Origin of the sequence: Idiomarina sp. A28L (assembly GCF_000218785.1) — a bacterium.
Lineage (GTDB): Bacteria > Pseudomonadota > Gammaproteobacteria > Enterobacterales > Alteromonadaceae > Aliidiomarina.
This window is the reverse complement of the sequence record NZ_AFPO01000001.1, coordinates 154,603-177,058: the sequence shown is the minus strand read 5'-3', so window position 1 is coordinate 177,058 and position 22,456 is coordinate 154,603. Positions and strand designations below refer to the sequence as shown.

The window sequence follows — 22,456 nt, the reverse complement described above, 5'->3', positions numbered from 1 at the left end:
AGGAATGTGATGCCAAACCAGTGATGTAAACCTTTGTTTATTCGCAAATGTTTACACAACATAGCTTGGCTGCGAATTTTGCCTTCTACAGCAAAACGGCAGCCACTTGAAGTAGAGAGATATTATGTGTGCCAGCAAATTAAACCGCAAACGCTCACCCATTAGCCGACATATATTATGGGCCGCAACATTACCATTGTTTCTCGCCGGGTGTGGCAGCGAAGATGTTTTCACCGGTGAACCGTCACTTATAACCAATGCGCAATGCTCCACCACCGGACAGAATCAACAACTGCTTAATTTCATGAACGATCGCTACTTGTGGAAAGAGGATATGAACGCGAACGTTAATCCTGCTAACTATGATTCTATCTATGCGATGCTCGATGCCATAATTGCACCACAAGATCGCTTCTCGTTTATTATCACCGAACAAGAATACCAAGATCGCTTTGTTAACGCCGAATTCTTTGGCTTTGGTTTTGGTATTCGCGATCGCGTAGACCTCGGCTTAATCGAGCTGCGTTATGTTTACGATGATTCTGCCGCAGATTTAGCCGGAATGAACCGAGGCGATGCAATTATCGCCGTTGATGGGGTTACCATGGAAACTTGGTATAGCCGCATCTCAAGCGGTCAGGCAACCTATGCAGATATATTTGGCGGTAATAGCGAAGGCGTAGAGCGTGATATTACATTCCGTAAACCTGATGGCCGCGAATTCACCGAAACCTTGCGTAAAGGAACCGTAGAAGCTAACACCATCATGGCTACTGAGCGGCTTGAAATTAACAACAAAGATGTTGGCTATTTCGTATTTGATACGTTCGTGAATCGCTCTGCAGATGATTTAAACAGCGCTTACGACCAACTTCTTGGCGTTGATGAACTGATTATCGATTTACGCTATAACAGCGGTGGGCTGGTTCGCGTAGCAAACCAGCTCTCATCGCAGGCCGCTTGGGATAGTGTTGAGAATGAAATTTTTCTCACTTTCCAGTACAACGAAAATTACGATAATGAAGATTATTTCTTTGATTTGGGCCCAGGAATTGAGCGCCTTAATCTTAATCGTGTTTACGTACTAACAACCGGAGCAAGCTGCTCATCGTCGGAGTTGGTGATTAATTCACTGAGCCCCTTCGTTGAAGTAGTTACCATTGGTGAACCTACCTGTGGCAAGCCGGTAGGCCAACAGCCTGGTGAAATTTGCGATAAAGTGGTTTTTGCTATCACTTTCCAAACTGTGAATGCCGAAGGTTTCGGTGATTATTTCGATGGCTTACCGGTAACCTGTGCCGCGAGCGATATTATCGTAGGCGATTGGGGAGACCCTGCCGACCCACTGCTCGCTGAAGCTACCTATCACCTAACTAACGGTCAATGCAGTGCCGCAGCCACAGGTGCGTTACAAAGCGTTGAAGCACAGCGCCCACCGCTTACCGAAGATCCGATATTAAGCAAGTGGCGCCAAGAGTTTTAACGATTAAAAGTAATCGTAGCTGAGAAGCAATATGCGGTTTACGAAAACTAAATTAGGAACACTTCAAACAAAAACCGGCAAATAAATGCCGGTTTTTTTATGTAACAGATACTAGCTAAAAAAATATTGCCTCTAGTGCCTATTAGCCGCCATTCAGATAGGCTTGGCGCTAAACTTACCTTGTTTAACATCTGCTTTTGCGAAGCTATCTACCGCAATGGCGCGCATACGCAAGACTTCACATTCACGGAACTGCTCGGCTTCTTCAGCGTTCAACACTTCTTTTGCCAACGCTTCATCGGCAAGTTCATTGCCTAATAGATTACTATTGAGCTCGCCTTTCTTCTGCGCCTTTTGCACGCGCTTATACACATCCTGCAACTCATGCATACGAACAAATGCCAGCTCCATATGGCCGGTTACATCCTCAGCATCATCTTTCCAATAACTCAAGAAAGTATGGCGTTCACGGGCAACCCCGGGTTGCATCATTGCTTCAGATATAGCTTGCGCATAGCTATCATTTGGCTTTTGATAACGAATGCCAAAGGGGAACACCAAAAACTTCAATACTCCGCCAACTACGCGATTTGGGAAGTTTTGGAAGAAGCCAGCAAAAGCAACACCAATAGCATGTAAGTGATTTGCCAATGCATAATGCACAAACGGGAGATCGGCTACTTGCCTGCCATCATCTTCAAAACGTTTAAGCACTGCTGAAGCCATATATAAATGGCTTAAAACATCTCCTAATCGTGCTGAGATCATTTCTTTTCGTTTCAAATCACCACCCATAGTAAGCATGGATACATCGGCACACAGCGCCAATCCTCGGCTCATGCGCGATAGTTGCTGATAATACTTAGTTGTTTCACCGCTTACCGGAGCATTCGCAAAACGTGCTCCCGTTAAGCCATGCCAGAATGCGCTACAGGTATTGCCCGCAGCAAAACCAATGTGTTTAATCAATAAATGATCAAACGCTCGCAACCCAGCTTCTTCATCTTCGTTTGCAGCCGCTTCCATTTCAGCCAACACATATGGATGACAACGCGTAGCGCCTTGCCCAAAAATCATCAAATTACGGGTAAGAATATTCGCGCCTTCTACCGTAATCGAAATTGGTGTGCCCATGTAAGTAGAGGCTAGGTAGTTCAGCGGGCCCATTTGAATACCTTTACCAGCGTGGACATCGAGCGCATCATTCATTACCTGCCGGCCCATCTCTGTCATGTGGTATTTTGTCATGGCGGTAATAACCGAAGGGCTGTAACCTTCACACAAAGCAGTTACCGTTAAGCGTCGCATCGATTCTATGCTGTAGTTCAAACCACCAATTCTACCCATGGCCTCTTGCACACCTTCGAACTTACCAATCGGCAAGCCAAATTGATGGCGCACAAAAGCGTAAGCTCCGGTAAATCGTTGGGCGTTATGCCCTGTTGCTGTGGCGAGAGCTGGCAACGAAATACCACGGCCTGCAGATAAACATTCCATTAGCATCTGCCAACCTTTACCGGCATATTTTTTGCCACCAATAATCCAATCAATAGGAATAAATACATCTTTACCGTAGGTAGTGCCGTTCATAAAGGCTTGGGTAAGCGGATAGTGACGATCACCAATTTCCACGCCTTTGTGCTTGGTAGGAATTAACGCACAAGTAATGCCCAATTCATCTTTTTCACCAATCAAATGCTCAGGATCATAAAGTTTAAATGCCAAACCTAATACGGTAGCTACCGGCGCTAACGTAATGTAACGCTTGCTCCAATTTAGGCGGATACCAACAACTTCTTCGCCGTTGTATTCACCTTTACAAATAACACCCGTATCCGGAATGCTACCCGCATCAGAGCCAGCTTCCGGCCCTGTAAGCGCGAAACAAGGTATTTCAGTACCTTTCGCTAGGCCAGGCAGCCAATATTGCTTTTGCTCCATGGTGCCGTAATGCGTTAAAAGTTCGCCTGGGCCTAAGGAATTAGGCACCATAATAGTAACAGCAGCGGTTAACGAGCGAGTTGCAATGCGCGAAACAATGTGTGAATTTGCCGCGGCAGAAAAATCTAAGCCACCGTATTCTTTACCAATGATCATAGCGAAAAAACGGTGTTTCTTAATCAACGCCCACACCGCTTCTGGTAAATCGCGTTCGTGCACATTGATTTCAAAATCATCTAGCGCAGCTAATAATTCTTCCAGTGGCCCATCGATAAATGCCTGCTCTTCTGCAGTAAAAGTTGGCACTTTGGTTTTTAACAGTGAAAACCAATCTGGTTGCCCGGAAAATAATTCCCCATCCCACCAAACATCGCCCGCTTCCATAGCTTCACGTTCAGTGTTCGACATTGGTGGCAAAACACGTTTAAACATTTTAAACGCGGGCCGCGAAATTAACTTACGGCGAATATCAGGTACACCCAATATAACCGCAATAATTAGCACTAAAATTAAAATAATGGACATGACAGCTCCTTAACAGCCCGGTTCGTGAATACTTTCTCTTATAACCATAGCCTAACTTTTCGGATCAGGTTCAGCCGCTGAAATACCAGCTGCAACAAAAGGTAATAGCTTAAGTAAGGTTTCTTCTGCTTGTGTTTCTTCACCAAAATCTGACGCTGCAATTTCACGCAGCGCTTGGCTTGATGTTTGCGCGAACAACATGGCCCCGAGGCTAAAGTGCAGGCGCCAGAATAGTGTTTTTGAGCACACATTCGGATTAGCTTGTTGTATCAATTGGAAGAACTCATGAACAATTTCGCCATAGTTTGCCATGGTATATTTACGTAAATGCCCCTGAATTTCGCTGTAGGCATATCCCAATAAACGTAAATAAATCACCGGGCCATCAATTCGAACCTGGCGTAAAGCAATCAGCGGTTGCATCACACACGCAAGAACATCTTTCGTAGCCACTTGTTCGGAATTTTTCTGTAATTGATAAAGCTGCTCTGCAAGTGCTGGCATGAACACGCTCTGATAGCGAGCCATCACTGCCTGAATCAATGCCTTTTTGGAACCAAAATGATAGTTCACTGAGGCCAAGTTCACTTCTGCTTCGCTGGTTATTTGCCGCAATGAAGTTTGCTCAAATCCATGTTCGGAAAAGAGCTTTTCCGCGGCAACAATAATCTTATCTTTGGTGCGTAGGGCTTTCGCCATAACTGCCCCTTATTTAAAACGGCCGTTTAATTAAGTTTAAATCTACAGCACCTGAGGCTTATCAGCAAGCCTTCGCACTCATTCCCTGCAAAGGCTTGTTGGTTTAAAGGTTGTTTGCGGAGGTATCGAGTGGCGCAAATGATTTTACTAACTGATCAACATCGCGCATTTGCTTTAAGTATGCTTCTAATTTTGCGAGTGGTAACGCACATGGCCCATCGCATAAGGCTTTGTTTGGATCTGGGTGAGCTTCGATAAATAAGCCAGCAATGCCTAACGCCATACCTGAGCGTGCTAATTGTGCTGCTTGTGCTCTGCGGCCATCTGCAGAATCTGCACGGCCACCCGGCCGCTGTAGCGCGTGAGTAGCATCAAAAATAACTGGTGCCATTGGTTTCATATCATCCATACCAAGCATATCAACTACCAAGTTGTTATAGCCAAACGAGCTACCACGTTCACACAACATGATTTTATCGTTTCCAGCTTCGGAAAACTTGGTCATGATATGGCGCATTTCCGGCGGTGCTAAAAACTGTGGTTTTTTCACATTTATCACCGCGCCGGTAGCAGCCATTGCCACCACTAAATCAGTTTGCCGAGCTAAAAATGCCGGTAGTTGCAGTACATCCGCTACCTCAGCAACAGGAGCAGCTTGGTGTGGTTCATGAATATCGGTGATGATTGGCACATTAAACTGCGCTTTTACTTCCGCAAGGATTTCTAAGCCTTTTTCCAAGCCCGGCCCACGAAACGAGTGAATCGAAGAACGGTTAGCCTTATCGAACGAAGCCTTAAACACATATGGTATCTGTAAGCGCGTGGTTATTTCCACATAGTGTTCAGCAATACGCATTGCTAAATCACGGCTTTCTAGTACATTCATGCCGCCAAAAAGCACGAAAGGAAGATGGTTCCCTACTTCGATTCCAGCAACTTGTACTGAGCTCACGTTCAACTGCTTAGACATTCATTCACTCTCTTTACTTTTTACTAAAACAAGCGGCAATTACCGCAAAATCATTCTGCAATGCATCGATTAATTTCGGAGAAAATCGACCTTCCGGTTCTGCAATAAGCTTTTTCAGTGTTTGCTCAGCATTGTTGCCTATCACCAACTCGGCATAAACTACACTAAATAAACTTAACACCTGTGTTGTCAATGGAAGTTCATCACCGCTCACGAGCCCCGGAAAACCACTGCCATCATACCGCTCAAAACGCTCATCAATAGCCCTTAGTAACAACTGTACCGCTTCATTCGGATGATTTTTCAAACCTTTAGAAATACGATGAATACGTTCATAACACACGCGCACTTCGATTTTTTCATGCTCTAACGTAACTTCACAGATAGTAGAAATGATAGCCATCAATGTGCTGGCAAGCGCGGTGTGTTCCTGTGCTTCTTTCGGCAAACCAAGCGCTGCGGTAAGAATTGCGCTAGCTTGAGAAGCCGGGTGCTGCGCGAAACTATGGTTGTTCGCCTGAACACTATCTTTACCAATAGCTGTTCGATGTAACGAATCTTGCTCTAACACCATCAAACGATCGCTCAACTGGGCTAAAAAATGATTTGAATCAAGCTCACGTAATACATTACTAAGCGCTAACTGAATTTGCTCAGAGAATAGCTTTAATAAATCACGTTCTTCCGTATTCAGCTTGCGCGCTAGGCCCGTGAGACAAAGCAAACCTCCAAGCGGTTTCGCACCGCTAAGTGAATAAACAATTGCAATATCATCACTGAAAAACGGCTTACGGGTGCGTACAACTTGCTCAAGTTCGCGTAAGGCCTCTATTGGCAAACCTGCCTTTATTGGCCGCCCCACCATAATATCTGCTTCTTCACCAAATGCTGCACGGACAGTGAATTGGCCGGGGTTATGGTCCGGATCTACTTCTGCATAAAGCACTTGGCGGGCGCCGCCAATCAGCCAACTTAGCTGTTGCACTAAGCCATCAACAAAGTTATCGATCGATTGTTCAGAGAATAAATCGGTAGACGATTGTAAGATTTTTTCTAAGCCACGGCGGCTATGTTCTATCGACATAATATCGCGATAGGATCGCAAGCTCGACATCACTGCTGTAAATAGTTTTTGCGCCGTAAGTTCAGTTTTTGATTTGTAATCATTGATATCGTAATTGATGATAACTGTTCTTTCGGGCGCTTGGCCCGGTTGGCCGGTACGCAGGATAATTCGAATAAAATGGTTATCCAGCTCTTCGCGAATGTAACGCGCTACTTTTAAACCCGCATCATCCGTTTCCATTACCACATCAAGTAAAATAATGGCGGCATCAGGGTGCTCGCGCATAAGCGCGCAGCCAGCTTCACCCGATTCAGCGCTATAAAATTCTAGCCCTCGGCCTAAAAATTGAAAATCACTCAACGCTAAGCGAGTAACCGCATGAACTTCGGGCTCATCATCAACAATCAGAATTTTCCAGCGTTCGTTGAGCGCTTCTTGCGTAGCCACTGGTTCGTCAGCAAATAAATAGCGATCACTCATATGCGTCTTTGTCCTATCTCTTTTTGGGCCTGAACTAGTTTAATTCGGCCTGAAAAAGCTAGCGCTCGAATTCACTGAAGATCCGCTCAGCCTCGGCGCCCGCATGTCACCCTATCCAAGTTAGCATAATCTTGGCGGGTGTGTATTTCATTATAGTGATGTTCCGCAAATATACTTTGCACCGCATTCGCTTGCTCTGCGCCATGCTCTAATGCTAGCCACCCACCGGGCGTTAGGTAACCTACCGCTGCAGTGATAATGTGGCGTAAATCTGCCAAACCGTTTTCTGCGGCTACTAATGCGCTTTGCGGCTCAAAGCGAACATCGCCTTGTTGGAGATGCGCATCGCTCCCATCTATATAAGGTGGGTTACTCACAATTAGATCAAACTCTTGTGCAGAAACATTACTAAACCAAGAACTTAGCACCACTCTAACTTGCGTCAATTTATGACGCAAAACATTTTTTTTTGCAAGCTCAACAGCCGCAGGAACAACATCAACCGCAGTAATCTGCCAGTTTGCTTTTTCACTCGCCAGCGCCAGCGCAATAGCCCCAGAGCCAGTGCCGAGTTCTAGAACTTTTGCGTTCGGTTTAGTGACTAACTCTAGCGCTGCTTCGACAAGAATTTCAGTATCGGGGCGAGGAATAAGAGTGGCCGCATTTACCTCTAAATCTAACGACCAAAATTCGCGGTTGCCGAGAATATGCGCAATGGGAACGCCTAGCTCGCGCTGTTGCAATAGCGCTTCAAATGCTTTTGCATTATCGCCGCTCAACATGCGTTCTGGCCAAGTGTAAAAATAACTACGTTCACAGTGCAACACCGCTTTTAGTAATACTTGCGCATCTAAATCAGGGGTTTCGCTGCCACTTTTTTGTAAGCGTTGAACGGCCAAACGCAATGTGTCTGCAATATTTAAAGATTCGCTCATCAGCGCAAACCCTTATTTAATTGAAAAAACACTACGAATTGCTGCATTACTAAAGCCTACTCGCCCGTTTCAGATAATGAAGCAAGCAAATCGGCATTATGTTCTTGGATAATGGCATCTAACAACAAATCTAGGCTGCCTTCGAGTACTTCGTTCAAGCGATGCAGGGTTAAATTAATCCGATGGTCGGTAACCCGGCCTTGTGGGTAATTATAGGTACGAATGCGCTCTGAACGATCACCACTACCAACCAAGCTACGGCGGGTACTTTGCTCGGCAGCTTCACGGCGAGCATCTTCAGCCGCTTGTAAGCGTGATTGCAATACCGACATCGCCTTCGCTTTGTTTTTGTGCTGCGAACGCTCTTCCTGACACTCCACCACTACACCGGTAGGTAAATGGGTTAAGCGCACAGCTGAATCGGTTCGGTTAACATGCTGCCCGCCAGCCCCTGACGCGCGGTAAGTATCGATGCGAAGATCAGCTGGGTTAATATCAATCGCTTCTGCTTCTGGAATTTCCGGTAACACCGCAACAGTACAAGCCGAGGTATGAATACGCCCTTGCGATTCGGTTTCTGGCACACGTTGCACTCTGTGCCCACCAGATTCGAACTTCATCTTGCCGTAGGCACCATCGCCCATCATGTGTACGATTATTTCTTTAAAGCCACCATGTTCACCTTCATTAGCACTAATAATATTCATGCGCCATGAATTACGTTCGGCGTAGCGGCTATACATGCGGAATAAATCACCTGCAAAAATAGCCGCCTCATCACCACCTGCTCCGGCACGAATCTCTAGGTAACATGGGCGATCGTCATTGGGATCTTTAGGCAATAACAGCACCTGTAATTCGCTGGCGAGTTCTACTAAAGAACTCTCGGCTGCTTGCACTTCTTCAAACGCCATTTCACGCATTTCCGCATCCGACTCGGAAACCATTTCTTTCGCTGTGGCTAAATCTTCAAGTGATTGCTGATACTGGCGGAAACATTTCACTGCATCTTCAAGCTGTGAATATTCGCGTGAGAGCGCACGAAATTTGTCTTGGTTGGTAATGATATCCGCATCACCTAGCAAAACTTCGAGTTCTTCATGGCGTTCGAGCAAGCTTTCTAGCTTGCTCACCAAAGAGGCTTTGAGCATTTATTAATCCTGAGATGTATCGTTAAATAGTTTCTGATAAGCCGCTAGCGCCGAAATATCTTTGCGCTTACCTGCTTCTTGTATCGCTTTCGTTGGCGCATGCGCCAGTGTATTTGTTAAGCGCTGAGTTAATTCTTGAATAACTTGTTCTGCAGGTTTACCACTGGCTAAAGCGGCAAGAGCCCGTTCTTTTTGTTGCTCGGAAATCGATTCTGCGCTGCTACGATAACGGCGCAGCAAATCAACGCTATTCAAGCTTTCCATCCAACCCGCAAATTCTTCCGCGTATTGATGGATAATATCGCGTGCTTCATCGGCAGCTTGGTGCCGTTGCTGCAGGTTTTTGTTTACAATGGATTGCAAATCATCAACCGTGTACAAAAACGCATCATCAAGTTCGCTAACTTGCTTTTCAATATCACGCGGCACTGCTAAATCAATGAAAAGCATAGGCCGATGCTTGCGCTTGCGCAGTGCACTTTCAACTAAGCCTTTGCCAATAACTGGCACGGGGCTCGCGGTTGAACTAATAATAATATCAGAAATGGGTAGCAATTCTTCTAGTGCATTTAACGCATAGGCTTCACCACCAACTACTCTAGTTAGCTCTTCTGCGCGCGCTACCGTTCGGTTGGCTACCCGCAGGTTTCGAACACCTTGTTCTTGTAAATGCCGAGCCACTAATTCCGCGGTTTCACCTGCTCCCACTAACAATACATTAGCGTTTCTCAAATCTGCAAAAATATGGCGTGCTAAGTTAACCGCTGCAAAGGCCACTGATACTGCATTTTGACCAACTTCCGTTTCGGTACGAATTACTTTTGCTGCAGCAAAGGTAGATTGGAACAAACGCTCAAACACCGAACCTACAGTTCCGGCATTACGAGCTTGCTGAAAAGCTTGTTTCACCTGCCCTAAAATCTGTGGTTCGCCTAACACCAAGGAATCGAGGCCGGCAGCAACCGACATTAAATGCGAAACCGCCGCAGAATCTTCGTGCTGATAAATATACTGGGAAAGCTCTTCGGGAGTTAATTGGTGAAAAGTAGCCAACCAATTAATAATTTCTTGTTGCTCACTGGCATCGGCATGACAATATAGCTCTGTGCGATTGCAGGTAGATACAATCACCGTTTCGCTCACCTTGCCTTGTTGAACTAACGATTGTAACGCCAGCTCAATTTGCTCAGGTTGAAACGCTACGCGCTCGCGGATATCCACGGTAGCTGTTTTATGATTGATACCAAGTGCCAATATTGTCATGTAGTGTTGTGCAATAATGCCCTGTGAACGTAAATTTATGCCAAAAATTACCGGCAATTTCCGGCCGGTATTGTATTCGAGAAGCGCTTCTATTGAAAGCAGAGCCGGTTCGCTGAGCTTCGATTACAACAACATTCTACTCGCAAGGTGCACTCGTTTAAGCCGAAGTGCTACAATTTTAAGCGAGCCGTTATTTTTGCTTTGCTACTTTTCGTTACTTTTCATTGTTTTTCGTTATTTTCTAGGTAAGGAATAAGCATGTTGCCACCTATCATACCTTTAAACTCACAGTGTGCGCGGTTTAAAGTAGGTTATTTTCAGAATGCTTCAATCGATAAAATTCACCATGAATGTGGAAAAACCTCGGCAAAAGCCAGAGTTAAATTTTTCCAGCTATTTTTTGTAGCCATGGCTTGTTTGATTTTAACGGCTTGTGCCACACGCCCGGCTATTGACGGCGATACCTATACGGCAAGGCAAGTAAATTCAGATTTAGTGCAAACCCAGCAACTATCGCTAGCTCAACTCAATGAATTCGGCTTGCAAGGTAGTGTTGCTTTTTTTGATGATGCCGCGGATGTTCGCGATGCCGCTCGTTTTAACTGGGATAAATCGCCAGATGAAACTACTTTTCGGCTTTATCACCAGCTTGGCGGTACATTGGCTCGCTTGCAGCAAACTAAGAGTATAAGCGTTCTTATTGACCGTGATGGTAATCGCTACGAAGGTAGTGATTTAAATTTATTATTACTACAACACACTGGAATGGTTATTCCCTTTTCGTTGCTTAATCAGGCTATAACTGGCGCAGAGCCCGATGCACGCTTAAGGCAAACTCGTTGGTATGCCAATGGCGCTTTAGCTACTTACGAAGCTGAATTTACTCTCGGCGCTTGGGCGCAACAGCGTTGGCTTTTGGAGTTTGGGGATTATCGCCATGTTCCGTACGGCAACCAGCCACTTTTGCTACCGCACCGTATTGAAGCAAGCCGAGATAATATTCGAGTGCATTTACGCGTGAGCCGGTGGCGCCCAGAAGCAAATACAGTTAATGAATAATCGTTGCCAAACCAAATTCTCGAATAGCTATAGAGTAATAACCTAATGCTTGAGCACCCGAAAACTATGCACCCCGCAACTGAAGCGTGGCAGAGCTTTAGCCTACCCGCGCCAGCAAAACTAAATCTATATCTGCACATAACTGGCCGCAGAGCCAATGGTTATCATGAATTAGAAACCCTATTCCAGTTTTTAGATTACAGCGATTACATTCAATTTGAGTTAACCGATAATGGTGATATTAAACTTAACCAAGGCCCACTTGATTTCCCCGTGGAAGAAAATTTAATTTACCGCGCAGCAACACTGCTAGCTCCTTATCGGAAGAACTCAAAGCAAGGAGTTCGTTTAACACTCAATAAACAACTTCCCGCTGGTGGTGGCCTTGGTGGTGGTTCTTCAGATGCCGCAACCACCCTACTCGGCTTAAATTATTTATGGGGTTTAAAACTGAATAATGAACAACTCGCTAAGATTGGTTTAGGCTTGGGTGCCGATATTCCTGTGTTCGTGCATGGTAAAGCCACCTTTGCTCGAGGTGTTGGTGAAATATTTTCAAGCGCAAATCCAACAGAAAAATGGTACTTAATTGTGCAGCCGGGAGTGCATGTAAGTACCGCTGAAATCTTTACCCACCCTGCGTTACCGCGGAATACGCCGGCATTAAAAAGTGCTCTTAATGATTGGCAAAAAGGCCACAATGATTGCGAAAAATTGGTCTGTTCACTTTATCCGCAGGTTGCCAGCGCACTGCAGTGGTTGCTAAAATACGCTCCGTCCAGAATGACGGGGACCGGGGCTTGTGTTTTTGGTTGCTTCTCTTCGGCAGTTGAAGCAAAACAAGCCTTGCAAGTACTTCCGACAGAATTTCGGGGGTTTGTTGCAAAAGGAGTTAATCAATCGCCATTGCACCAGGCGTTGAAGCAGCTCCCCTGAGGTAACAGTTGGAATGCCAGATACCTGTCGAATTCCGCTCACAATACATAAAATTGGTCGAGGTTAACTGTGCCTGACATGAAGCTCTTTGCTGGCAATGCAACACCCGAGCTAGCCCGCAAGATCGCTGATCGCCTATACATCAAGCTGGGAGATGCCGATGTCGGCCGCTTCAGTGACGGCGAAATCAGTGTCATCATCAACGAAAACGTTCGTGGTTCTGATGTTTTCATTATCCAATCAACCTGTGCTCCAACCAACGATAGCTTAATGGAACTTGTAGTAATGGTCGATGCGCTTCGCCGCGCCTCTGCTGGCCGTATTACTGCTGTTATCCCTTACTTTGGTTACGCGCGCCAAGATCGCCGTGTTCGTTCTGCACGGGTTCCTATTACCGCTAAAGTAGTGGCTGATTTTCTCTCTAGTGTAGGTGTAGATCGTGTTCTCACGGTTGATTTGCATGCCGAGCAAATTCAAGGCTTCTTTGATGTTCCAGTAGATAACGTGTTTGGTAGCCCTGTGTTACTTGAGCATATGAAGCTACAAAAGTGGGATTCACCGGTAATGGTTTCTCCTGATATTGGTGGTGTTGTTCGTGCTCGCGCAATGGCTAAACTGATGAACGATGCAGATTTAGCGATTATCGATAAACGCCGGCCAAAAGCCAACGAATCACAGGTAATGCATATTATCGGTGATGTAAATGGCCGTGATTGTATTATGGTAGACGATATGATCGATACCGGTGGTACTTTGTGCAAAGCCGCTGAGGCGCTCAAGAAAAATGGTGCGAGACGAGTTTTCGCTTATGCTACCCACCCGGTATTTTCGGGTAATGCATATGAAAACTTACGAAACTCAGCAATTGATGAAGTAGTTGTTACTGATTCCATTCCTTTATCTGAAGAAATGAAATCACTAGGCTTAGTTACCCAACTAACCCTTAGTGGCATGCTTTCGGAAGCACTGCGCCGGGTAAGCAACGAAGAATCAATTTCGGCAATGTTCGAATATTAATACAGCACTGATTTAAATATGCTGTATTTATAAGCGGGAGCTCAGCCTCCCGCTTATATATTTTCAGTAAAGCTAAACTGGAACGCTCACTTATGTTAGACATCGAACGCTTACAATTACCCTTGCCTGCAGATTTTGATAAGAAACAAGATCGGCTGCTTTTACATTCATGCTGTGCTCCATGTTCAGGTGAGGTGATGGAAGCAATTCAAGCCAGTGGAATTGATTATGCTATATTTTTTTATAATCCTAATATTCATCCATTAAAGGAATATGAAATACGTAAAGAAGAAAACATCCGATTTGCCATTAAGCACAATGTGCCGTTTATTGATGCTGATTATGACAAGGATAACTGGTTCGCACGCGCTCGAGGAATGGAGAATGAACCCGAACGTGGTATTAGGTGTACGATGTGCTTTGATATGCGTTTTGAGCGCACAGCCCTCTATGCTCATGAACACGGCTATTCAATGATAAGCAGCTCCCTTGGTATTTCCCGTTGGAAAGACATGAAGCAAATTAACGGCTGCGGTAAGCGCGCAGTAAAACCATACCCCGGCTTACAATATTGGGATTACAATTGGCGCAAGCAAGGTGGTAGCCAACGTATGATTGAAATTAGTAAACGCGAGGAGTTTTACCAGCAAGAATATTGCGGATGCGTATATTCCTTGCGCGACACAAATCGCCATCGCCTTTCTCAAGATCGAGAACGTATCGAGATTGGAGTACAGTATTACAAAGCCTAACCAATGCTATCATTGAACTTTAAATTCTCCTTGAAAACTCGTAATTAGCCTCCATATATCTATACAAGTTTCATTTACTTGTTTAGGCATACGGAGTATTCATGTCGTCAGCGTTATTCGAATCTTTTCCTCTTAATTCAACTATTAGTTTAGCAAACCGTTTTGTCATGGCCCCACTTACCCGTTGTATGGCGGGCCCCGGTTTAGTGCCAACCGATATTATGGCTGAATATTATGGCCGCCGTGCTGATGCCGGTTTAATTATTAGTGAGGCCACTATTATCCGGGCCGATGCCCAAGGGTATCCCGATACACCCGGTATATTTAATGATGAACAAATTGCAGGCTGGAAAAAAATAACGCAGAAAGTACACGCTAATGGCGGTAAAATTTTTATGCAACTTTGGCATGTGGGCCGCGTAGCCCATTCTCATTTCTCGGGCCTACAGCCGGTAGCACCGAGCGCTGTAAAACACGAAGGTACACTGCCGCGCATGCGTGATCTAAGCTACGAAATGCCAAAAGCCCTCACACACGAAGATATTCAGCAATTAGTTACCGATTACGTAACAGCGGCGCAAAATGCAATGGCAGCTGGGTTCGATGGCGTAGAGATTCACGGCGCTAATGGCTACTTAATTGATCAATTTTTGCATTTCGATACCAATAAACGTACCGATGAATATGGCGAAACACCGGAGAATATGAGCCGCTTTGCATTGCAAGTGGTTGATGCCGTTTCTGCAGCGGTAGGTGCCGAGCGCACCGCGCTGCGTATAACCCCTGGGGCTTACGCTCATATTGCGCCCGATGCCCGTGATAGAGAAGTGTTTGATTACTTTATTGAGCAATTGAATCAACGGGAACTTGCTTATTTGCACTTAGGTATTTTCGACGACAGCATGACATTTGAGCATCTTGGTGGCCGTTCAAGTACCTATATTCGTGAGCGCTATCAAGGCACATTTATGAGCGTAGGTGGGTTAACTCCAGAAACAGCCGCGCAAGGTATTGCCAATAACGAGTTTGATTTAGCAGCGATTGGCCGGCCATTTATTGCCAACCCAGATTTTATTCAGCGCGTGCGCGAAAATACGCCGTTGGTGGAATACAATAACGATATGCTGGCCGAGTTAATCTAGCCCACTAACGTGTGAGCAAACCAATTATCGGCCCCCGTGTTAGCCCATTGGCCAATAATTTCTGCCGTTGCAACAGCACAGTATTCGATGTTAGAATGCGCGGCCCCTGAAATCAGGGTTTTCGCTGTTTTCAGGTCGCGGGAAACAGCTCATTTATTTTCGGAGATATACGAAATGAGTAAAGCAAACTACGAATTCAAAGCTGAAATCCGTACGGACAAAGGTAAAGGTGCGAGCCGCCGCCTTCGTCTTGAAGGAAATGTTCCAGCTATTCTTTATGGCGGAAACGCTGATGCCGTATCGTTAACATTAGACCACGACAAAATCATCAACGCTGCTGACCATGAAGGTTTTTACAGCCACATTTTAACATTGCATATTGATGGCAAAAAGCATCAAGCAATTTTGAAAGACGTTCAACGCCACCCGTTCAAGCCTAAGATCACTCACTTAGATTTTCAACGTGTAAGCGCGAAAGAAGAACTTCACACTAACTTACCAATTCACTTCATCGGCGAAGAAGCTGTGAAGAAAGCTGGTGGTGTTGTTGTTCACCAAATGAACGAAATCGAAATCAGCTGCTTACCAAAAGATCTGCCTGAGTACATCGAAGTAAACGTTGAAGGTTTGGAAATTGGTGACAACATTCACTTAACCCAAATCACTGCACCTAAAGGCGTTACTTTCATTGAGCTAACTCGTGGCGAAGACCACGACCCAGTACTTGTTACAGTGAGCAAGCCAAAAACTGAAACAGTATCTGATGAAGCTCCAGAAGCTCCAGCTGAAGCTGAAGAAGATGGCGAAGGCAACAAAGATTAATTTTGCGGATACGCAATGATGTCAGCAGACATTAAACTAATCGTGGGCCTAGGGAATCCTGGCCCCGAATATACAGCAACCCGGCATAATGCCGGGTTCTGGTTTGTTGAAGCCCTTGCACGGCAATTCAATGTAAACCTCACACCTGAATCCAAGTTCTTTGGGCACACAGCTCGGCTTGGGCCTCCCTATAGTGATACCCGCCTACTCAATCCGTCTACCTTTATGAATCGAAGTGGACAGGCAGTGGGGGCGATGGCAACATTTTTCAAAATCCTACCAGAAGAAATATTGGTAGTGCATGATGAGCTTGATTTGCCGCCTGGTATTGCAAAATTTAAACAGGGTGGTGGCCACGGTGGTCATAATGGTTTGAAAGATATTACCCGTGCACTTGCGAATCAAACTAATTTTCATCGCTTGCGAATAGGTATCGGCCACCCAGGCCATAGCTCAAAAGTAACCGGCTATGTTCTAGGAAAAGCGCCAAGCAATGAACAAAATTTAATGGATGATGCTATAACTGCATCATTACGTGCGGTAGAGATAGCTATGAATGATAGCTGGGCTGCGGCAAAACAATACTTACATTCGATTAAACCTGAATAAACGCGGATATCACTCATGGGCTTTAAATGCGGAATCGTTGGCTTACCCAACGTTGGAAAATCAACACTCTTTAATGCGTTAACCAAAGCAGGCATCGATGCAGCTAACTTTCCGTTCTGCACCATAGAGCCGAACACTGGTGTGGTTTCAGTACCCGATACTCGGTTAACTCAGCTTTCTGACATCGTAAAACCACAACGTGTTATTCCAACCACCATGGAATTTGTTGATATCGCAGGTTTGGTGAAAGGTGCCTCGAAAGGTGAAGGTTTAGGTAATCAATTTCTCGCTAACATTCGTGAAACCGATGCTATCGGCCATGTTGTGCGTTGTTTTGAAGATGAAAACATTGTGCATGTTGCCGGCAAAGTAGATCCGCTAGAAGATATTGATACCATTAATACCGAACTTGCACTTGCTGATTTAGATTCAGTTGAGAAAGCAGTTTATCGATTAAGTAAAAAAGCCAAAGGTGGTGATAAGCAGGCTAAAGATGAAGTAGCCGTGCTTGAAAAGCTGCTTCCAGCGCTTGCTGAAGGCCATATGGCACGCTCAGTTGAGCTAAGTGACGACGATAAAAAAGTAATTCGTTCGTTCAACCTACTTACCCTAAAGCCTACGATGTATATTTGTAACGTGGCAGAAGATGGCTTTGAAAATAACCCTCATTTAGAAACTGTACGCAAACTCGCAGAAAACGAAAACGCTATTGTAGTGCCAGTATGTGCAGCAATTGAATCAGAAATTGCGGAGCTAGAAGACGATGAAAAAGCTGAGTTTCTGGATTCAATGGGGCTAGAGGAGCCTGGCTTAAACCGGGTAATTCGCGCAGGCTATGAGTTACTAAATCTACATACCTATTTCACTGCTGGTGTAAAAGAAGTTCGCGCTTGGACAGTGAAAAAGCGCTCAACCGCACCACAAGCAGCTGGCCGGATTCACACCGATTTTGAAAAAGGTTTTATTCGTGCAGAAATCGTTGGCTTTGATGATTTTATCAATAACAACGGCGAGCAAGGTGCGAAAGATGCTGGTAAATGGCGCTTAGAAGGCAAGGAATACATTGTAAAAGATGGCGATGTAATTCACTTCCGCTTTAACGTTTAGCCCCGTTTGCAGAAGAAGTAGATTATCAATAAAAACGCCACTTCAATGAAGTGGCGTTTTTGTTTACACAAGTATTTTATAAGCCAACAATCTCATGATGCATCGGTGCAAGAAGCGCCAATAAACGGTTTTGTGCTGACACCGAAACACCGTTATCATCCATAGCCACTTGCAATGCTTCCACTAACGCATTGAAATCAGCCCGAGTAACACCCATTCCGGTATGCGATTTCACCATATCATCGCCCGTATAAACACACGGCCCACCCGCTAGCTCACATATTTGCTCGCTTAATTTTTCATGCAAACGGCCAATATCAATATCCATAAAGTGATGACGAATACGCCGATCATCTGCAACATTAAACAGCAGATCTTCCACTAACTGCTCAATGCCTGCGGTACCACCCAAATCTTGATACAAACTATCAGAGCGTGCATTTGCTTGCCCTGGTAGCATCAAAAGAGCTGCTAATAAAAAACTGTTCATTAATAATCTATTCATGCTTCAACCCCTTAAAACGATGCTTGCAGGCTAAGATAATAACCCGTTTGATTGCGGGCGCCAGCAATACTACCTAAATCCAGAAACGCTCCCACCAAGGCTACATTCTTGGATGGAAACCAAGCTACAAAAGCCGACATTGCATCTTCTTCCTCAGCAAACCCCAAGTTATCCGGTTTCTGCCGATATTCCACGCCAACTGCTAACGCTCGGTTAATAAACATGCCTGTAGCTGCTTCCACTTGTAGTTTACGGCTATCATTTAAATCACCACCAAAGCCCAACAAACCGAACTGGTTGGCTCGTGTTGCTCGCAACGTTACGTTCGCCAGCCAAGTACGATCAAACGGCCCAGCAAGCCATACGCGGCTTGCTGCTATATATGCATCCCAATCACTATCGCGTTGCGAACCCACAGCATCTGGCAAGTCATAGCGGGTATTGCGTTTATATTGCACTCCGGCACTAATTTGCGGTAACTGGCCATAGATTAAATCGCCCGCAACCCGATATTTCAGACCAAACACTTGTTGCCGCAATTCCGTACCTAAATTTTCAAGATTAAATATCTGCGAAGCTACCGATACCTCCAAACGATTGCGGTAAGAGAAGCTAGCTGCAGTTACATCCAAACGATAATCATCAACTTGCGCTCGGCTAATCGAAACGGTACCACCTACTTCATCATCTTCGGTGTAAGCACTTATAACGGCCCAAGGCACCAAGCCACCGCCTGCCGCGCCTTCTACGTTTGTAGCACCACCGGTGGCCAGCAAACGCCCTTCTGCTGCGGCTACGCCTGAAGTGGCAAGAAGAGCCAATGCTACGCTATGAATAATTAATTTCTTCATATAAATCCCCTAATTATTATTCTTCTTGGCTAACCACAACTCAAAATCTTCCGCAGTAAGTGGTTTACTGAACCAATAACCTTGTAAAACATCACAATTATAATCTGCTAATAAATTTGCAGTTTGTTCATCTTCAACACCTTCAGCCACCACTTTCAAACCTAGCTTATGCGCCATATCAATGGTTGACTGCACTATGGTTCTATCGGCTTCTTCAAGCGCCAGATCCATTATAAAACTGCGATCAATTTTCAATTCTGTGGCAGGCATGCCTCTCAATTGAGCCAATGATGAATAACCCGTTCCGTAATCATCAATAGCAACATGAATACCCGCTGCACGTAATTTGGTTAATTGTTCAATTGCTTGCTCTGGATCTTTCACCACCGCACTTTCGGTTACTTCCACGGTAAGTGAGGAAGCCGCTACACCTGCATTTGCAAGCGCGCCAAAAATAACATCCAAAAGCTTAGGCTCGGCCAAATCAGCACCAGAAAGATTTACGGAAATACCAAGTTCCGGAAGGTTCTTTTGCCATTTCCCAAGTTGCTGTAAGCTTTGTTTTAATACCCACTTCGTAATAGCAAAAATATGCCCCGATTGTTCAGCCAACGGAATAAATTCTGCTGGGCTCACAAACCCAAGCTCAGGATCTTGCCAACGAATCAGCGCTTCGGTACTCAACAATGTGTGATCGCCTTTTCGTAATTGTGGCTGATACACAAGGGTAAACTCTTCATTCTTAATCGCATCTGGAATAGCAGCAGATACTAGTAGCGTGCGCAGATATGGTTCATCTTCGCCTTTTTGATAAATGCTGTATTCGAGTTTTTCCCGCTTAGCCTTATTACGCGCAAATTGAGCGAGGCGCACTAGCTCATCACGATCATCGGTATGCAGTGGTGCTTCCGCTAGCCCGGCACTCAGTGAAAGCGTATAGCGAACGCCCCCCATCTCAATAACTTTCGCCGCTTTCACAAGAATAGTTTTCAATTCAAGAGCCGCAAAATCACTGGTGCCATTATAAGTAAGTACGAATTCATCACCATGCCGGCGCGCCACTTTAAATTTCGGTTCCGCAAGGGCAGAAAGCCTTTCTGAGAAGCGTTTCAGGAGATCATCACAAACACTTTGCCCGAACATTTCATTTAGGCTTCGAAAGTTATCAAAATTTAAAATAATGAGTGTCCACGGGGCTTCATCTACTAGCCTCAATTCCGCATCACGGTTAAATGCGCGCTGGTTTGCCAAACCAGTTAATAAATCATGGTTAGATTGATAAGAAATTTCAGATTCACGATCCGCGATAGCGCTTTGCATTTTATCCAGTGCCTTCGCAAGGGTGCTTATTTCATCTTTACCGCGTACTACAATTTTTTGCTTGTAGTTGCCTTTAGCAATATCGCCAGCGGCTAGGGCAAGTTTTCGTAACGGTTCCACGAATCTGCGGCTTGCAAACAAGGTAACCAACACCGTAATAAATAAGGTGAGTACAACAATAATAATTAACTGTTGTTGTAACGGTGCGAAGGGTTCTTCTGCGGCTTTCCGGCTCGAGGTTAAAAATACATAGACACCGCCACGCTCGGGTTCCTCGTTTGTTTCCGAGTGGGTTGATAAAGAAAGCCAAACGCCTTGTTCATTTTCTTCCTGAAGCCACACATCAGTTGTGTTTAAACGAACTGCGTTGGTAAGCTCAGTTTGTACTGATTCAGCTGCCGATGAAATAACGCTCGGGTTACCTGTATAACGGCCTGTTACGAAGTGTACTGAAGAATTGGTAAGCTGCTGTAGCTGCTCGGCTAAATCTCGATCTACAGCAAAGCCTAATACGAGCCAAGCCAGCAGATGTGGCGCTCGAATTGGCACTAAAACCACCTGAAAAAGTTCTTGCTCGGCAACCAGCATAGCGGCTCCAGCACTGTTATCTTGATTCGCATCGAGATTCATAAAACTTCGCAATGCTGTCATTTCCACAGCGGAAATTTCATGGCTTGTTACCATAACTTCAGTACTCGGTTCGAGTAGCATTACCAAATCAGAATCAATACGCTGCGCTTGGTTTGTTAGTGCGGAAATAATGGTATCGTCGTCGGCGGTTGCTAATGCTTGCCGAAAGCCAAAATCATCGGCAAGCACAAGCGCGGCTTGGCGTAACTGGCTATCGCGATAATCAATGAGCTGGGTTACAACTCGTTGGCTCACCTCAAGCTCGCGTTCAGTATGCACATCCACACTTTGTTGCGTTGATATGATAATGGCAACCACCACAACCAACAAGGCCGCACTTATGCAGCCTCCAACCATCAGTAATAAACGCGTTCGAAAATTAATCCCCACGGTTTAACCTTCTTCGAAAACGCGATTCTAAATCTGATTCAGTTTTCTCTTCTGGCGCTCTAATTGAAAACTGCATAGGTGCATTGCGGCTAACCGCGGTTAGTGGCACCGGAGCAAAACCAGCTGCGGCCATCCAAGGATGCCATGCAAACCATGCTTCCTCGTTATTCAGTTCTTCGGCTATTGTAATCTGCCCCGAATTATCGCTTAGAAACGATTCACCATTCTCACTTACTACAATATAGCCAATCATTTGATCATGAATATTACAGCCCACTACAACCAAGCCTGATCGCGGGAAATCTAGAGTAGGTGTTTCTGAATTACCATATAGTTCGATATCGAAAGAGCGTGCAGAGGAAAATGAGTACACGTGATGGCGAATAGAATCGCTATTGGGAAAACTTACTAAATCGCCGGCAGCTACCACTAAAACATTCGGCAGAAACTGCCTACCCACTTGATCCATAATGTGCGTTTTGGGGTTCGCCGGGCTATGTTCTGCGCTCGATACTTGAAACAACACAACGCCTGCAAGTGGGTTGCCATCAGCATCCACGAATAGCAAAGTATTTTCCGGTGCATTTGCCGCATAAACATTCAAGGCTGCAAAACTCAAAGAGAACATTACACATGCACAAGCAAGTGTTCGGCCAAATAGCTTCATTACTTTAGGTTGTATCAACTCGTATCTCCAAGCTCTTCTGTTATCTCTTGCAACATTCTTGTTAGCTTGTGTTCACTAACTAATCACTTTTAACTAGTTACAGCTAACTTCAAATCAGCATTTATTACCAACATAT

At 45.1% G+C, this 22,456-nt stretch carries 20 protein-coding genes; 9 read left to right on the top strand and 11 right to left on the bottom strand.

Features of this window, described 5'->3' with window-relative positions:
- Positions 1–124 precede the first annotated feature (124 nt).
- Complete coding sequence (locus tag A28LD_RS00830) at positions 125–1,483, top strand: S41 family peptidase (RefSeq protein WP_007419153.1); 1,359 nt, start codon at positions 125–127, stop codon at positions 1,481–1,483.
- 153 nt (positions 1,484–1,636) lie between these two features.
- Here the strand turns inward: A28LD_RS00830 and A28LD_RS00825 are convergent, their stop codons facing one another.
- The 7 genes from A28LD_RS00825 to hemA form a co-directional block, all read right to left on the bottom strand.
- Positions 1,637–3,949, bottom strand: a complete 2,313-nt coding sequence (locus A28LD_RS00825) for an acyl-CoA dehydrogenase (RefSeq protein WP_007419152.1) — start codon at positions 3,947–3,949, stop codon at positions 1,637–1,639.
- Positions 3,950–4,000: 51 nt separating this feature from the next.
- A complete protein-coding gene (locus tag A28LD_RS00820) occupies positions 4,001–4,648 on the bottom strand; it encodes a TetR/AcrR family transcriptional regulator (protein WP_007419151.1) in 648 nt (215 codons plus the stop codon).
- Between the two features lie 103 nt (positions 4,649–4,751).
- Positions 4,752–5,618, bottom strand: coding sequence for a 3-deoxy-8-phosphooctulonate synthase (gene kdsA / locus A28LD_RS00815; RefSeq protein ID WP_007419150.1), 867 nt, complete (start codon positions 5,616–5,618; stop codon positions 4,752–4,754).
- A gap of 13 nt (positions 5,619–5,631) precedes the next feature.
- Positions 5,632–7,164, bottom strand: coding sequence for a DUF3369 domain-containing protein (locus tag A28LD_RS00810; protein WP_007419149.1), 1,533 nt, complete (start codon positions 7,162–7,164; stop codon positions 5,632–5,634).
- Positions 7,165–7,250: 86 nt separating this feature from the next.
- Positions 7,251–8,099 carry a peptide chain release factor N(5)-glutamine methyltransferase gene (gene prmC, locus A28LD_RS00805; RefSeq protein WP_007419148.1) on the bottom strand — a complete coding sequence of 283 codons (849 nt, stop codon included), beginning with the start codon at positions 8,097–8,099 and terminating at the stop codon, positions 7,251–7,253.
- A gap of 56 nt (positions 8,100–8,155) precedes the next feature.
- Positions 8,156–9,250 (bottom strand): peptide chain release factor 1, encoded by a 1,095-nt coding sequence (prfA, locus tag A28LD_RS00800; RefSeq protein WP_007419147.1) that lies wholly within the window; start codon positions 9,248–9,250, stop codon positions 8,156–8,158.
- A 3-nt stretch (positions 9,251–9,253) separates the two neighbouring features.
- Positions 9,254–10,513, bottom strand: coding sequence for a glutamyl-tRNA reductase (gene hemA, locus A28LD_RS00795; RefSeq protein ID WP_007419146.1), 1,260 nt, complete (start codon positions 10,511–10,513; stop codon positions 9,254–9,256).
- A 258-nt stretch (positions 10,514–10,771) separates the two neighbouring features.
- Here hemA and lolB point away from each other — a divergent pair, with 258 nt between their 5' ends.
- From lolB to ychF, 8 genes are all read left to right on the top strand, one after another.
- Positions 10,772–11,572, top strand: coding sequence for a lipoprotein insertase outer membrane protein LolB (gene lolB / locus A28LD_RS00785; RefSeq protein WP_007419145.1), 801 nt, complete (start codon positions 10,772–10,774; stop codon positions 11,570–11,572).
- Positions 11,573–11,617: 45 nt separating this feature from the next.
- Positions 11,618–12,508 (top strand): 4-(cytidine 5'-diphospho)-2-C-methyl-D-erythritol kinase, encoded by an 891-nt coding sequence (gene ispE, locus A28LD_RS00780; RefSeq protein WP_007419144.1) that lies wholly within the window; start codon positions 11,618–11,620, stop codon positions 12,506–12,508.
- A gap of 69 nt (positions 12,509–12,577) precedes the next feature.
- Positions 12,578–13,525: a ribose-phosphate pyrophosphokinase gene (locus A28LD_RS00775; protein WP_007419143.1), complete on the top strand. Its 948-nt coding sequence runs from the start codon at positions 12,578–12,580 to the stop codon at positions 13,523–13,525.
- Between the two features lie 92 nt (positions 13,526–13,617).
- Positions 13,618–14,277: an epoxyqueuosine reductase QueH gene (locus A28LD_RS00770; protein WP_007419142.1), complete on the top strand. Its 660-nt coding sequence runs from the start codon at positions 13,618–13,620 to the stop codon at positions 14,275–14,277.
- A gap of 101 nt (positions 14,278–14,378) precedes the next feature.
- Positions 14,379–15,419, top strand: coding sequence for an alkene reductase (locus A28LD_RS00765; RefSeq protein ID WP_007419141.1), 1,041 nt, complete (start codon positions 14,379–14,381; stop codon positions 15,417–15,419).
- A 174-nt stretch (positions 15,420–15,593) separates the two neighbouring features.
- Entirely contained in the window at positions 15,594–16,241 is a 648-nt protein-coding gene (locus tag A28LD_RS00760; RefSeq protein WP_007419140.1) for a 50S ribosomal protein L25/general stress protein Ctc, read from the top strand.
- Between the two features lie 18 nt (positions 16,242–16,259).
- Positions 16,260–16,850, top strand: coding sequence for an aminoacyl-tRNA hydrolase (pth, locus tag A28LD_RS12210; protein WP_040486712.1), 591 nt, complete (start codon positions 16,260–16,262; stop codon positions 16,848–16,850).
- A gap of 15 nt (positions 16,851–16,865) precedes the next feature.
- Positions 16,866–17,957 carry a redox-regulated ATPase YchF gene (ychF, locus tag A28LD_RS12205; protein WP_007419138.1) on the top strand — a complete coding sequence of 364 codons (1,092 nt, stop codon included), beginning with the start codon at positions 16,866–16,868 and terminating at the stop codon, positions 17,955–17,957.
- A 76-nt stretch (positions 17,958–18,033) separates the two neighbouring features.
- Here the strand turns inward: ychF and A28LD_RS00745 are convergent, their stop codons facing one another.
- The 4 genes from A28LD_RS00745 to A28LD_RS00730 are packed head-to-tail and all read right to left on the bottom strand — an operon-like array spanning position 18,034 to position 22,338.
- The gene (locus A28LD_RS00745; protein WP_007419137.1) at positions 18,034–18,462 is read right to left on the bottom strand and encodes a group I truncated hemoglobin; all 429 of its coding nucleotides are present in this window, start codon (positions 18,460–18,462) and stop codon (positions 18,034–18,036) included.
- 11 nt (positions 18,463–18,473) lie between these two features.
- Complete coding sequence (locus A28LD_RS00740) at positions 18,474–19,313, bottom strand: DUF3034 family protein (protein WP_007419136.1); 840 nt, start codon at positions 19,311–19,313, stop codon at positions 18,474–18,476.
- A gap of 9 nt (positions 19,314–19,322) precedes the next feature.
- Complete coding sequence (locus tag A28LD_RS00735; protein ID WP_007419135.1) at positions 19,323–21,653, bottom strand: bifunctional diguanylate cyclase/phosphodiesterase; 2,331 nt, start codon at positions 21,651–21,653, stop codon at positions 19,323–19,325.
- A complete protein-coding gene (locus A28LD_RS00730) occupies positions 21,643–22,338 on the bottom strand; it encodes a methylamine utilization protein (RefSeq protein WP_007419134.1) in 696 nt (231 codons plus the stop codon). Before A28LD_RS00730 ends, A28LD_RS00735 begins: the two co-directional genes overlap by 11 nt.
- Positions 22,339–22,456: the final 118 nt, after the last annotated feature.

Bases quoted from the DNA above. Each gene is read 5' to 3' on its own strand.
- A28LD_RS00830 (WP_007419153.1), top strand. From the start codon at position 125: ATGTGTGCCAGCAAATTAAACCGCAAACGCTCACCCATTAGCCGACAT.
- A28LD_RS00825 (WP_007419152.1), bottom strand. From the start codon at position 3,949: ATGTCCATTATTTTAATTTTAGTGCTAATTATTGCGGTTATATTGGGT.
- A28LD_RS00820 (WP_007419151.1), bottom strand. From the start codon at position 4,648: ATGGCGAAAGCCCTACGCACCAAAGATAAGATTATTGTTGCCGCGGAA.
- kdsA (WP_007419150.1), bottom strand. From the start codon at position 5,618: ATGTCTAAGCAGTTGAACGTGAGCTCAGTACAAGTTGCTGGAATCGAA.
- A28LD_RS00810 (WP_007419149.1), bottom strand. From the start codon at position 7,164: ATGAGTGATCGCTATTTATTTGCTGACGAACCAGTGGCTACGCAAGAA.
- prmC (WP_007419148.1), bottom strand. From the start codon at position 8,099: ATGAGCGAATCTTTAAATATTGCAGACACATTGCGTTTGGCCGTTCAA.
- prfA (WP_007419147.1), bottom strand. From the start codon at position 9,250: ATGCTCAAAGCCTCTTTGGTGAGCAAGCTAGAAAGCTTGCTCGAACGC.
- hemA (WP_007419146.1), bottom strand. From the start codon at position 10,513: ATGACAATATTGGCACTTGGTATCAATCATAAAACAGCTACCGTGGAT.
- lolB (WP_007419145.1), top strand. From the start codon at position 10,772: ATGTTGCCACCTATCATACCTTTAAACTCACAGTGTGCGCGGTTTAAA.
- ispE (WP_007419144.1), top strand. From the start codon at position 11,618: ATGCTTGAGCACCCGAAAACTATGCACCCCGCAACTGAAGCGTGGCAG.
- A28LD_RS00770 (WP_007419142.1), top strand. From the start codon at position 13,618: ATGTTAGACATCGAACGCTTACAATTACCCTTGCCTGCAGATTTTGAT.
- A28LD_RS00765 (WP_007419141.1), top strand. From the start codon at position 14,379: ATGTCGTCAGCGTTATTCGAATCTTTTCCTCTTAATTCAACTATTAGT.
- A28LD_RS00760 (WP_007419140.1), top strand. From the start codon at position 15,594: ATGAGTAAAGCAAACTACGAATTCAAAGCTGAAATCCGTACGGACAAA.
- pth (WP_040486712.1), top strand. From the start codon at position 16,260: ATGTCAGCAGACATTAAACTAATCGTGGGCCTAGGGAATCCTGGCCCC.
- ychF (WP_007419138.1), top strand. From the start codon at position 16,866: ATGGGCTTTAAATGCGGAATCGTTGGCTTACCCAACGTTGGAAAATCA.
- A28LD_RS00745 (WP_007419137.1), bottom strand. From the start codon at position 18,462: ATGAATAGATTATTAATGAACAGTTTTTTATTAGCAGCTCTTTTGATG.
- A28LD_RS00740 (WP_007419136.1), bottom strand. From the start codon at position 19,313: ATGAAGAAATTAATTATTCATAGCGTAGCATTGGCTCTTCTTGCCACT.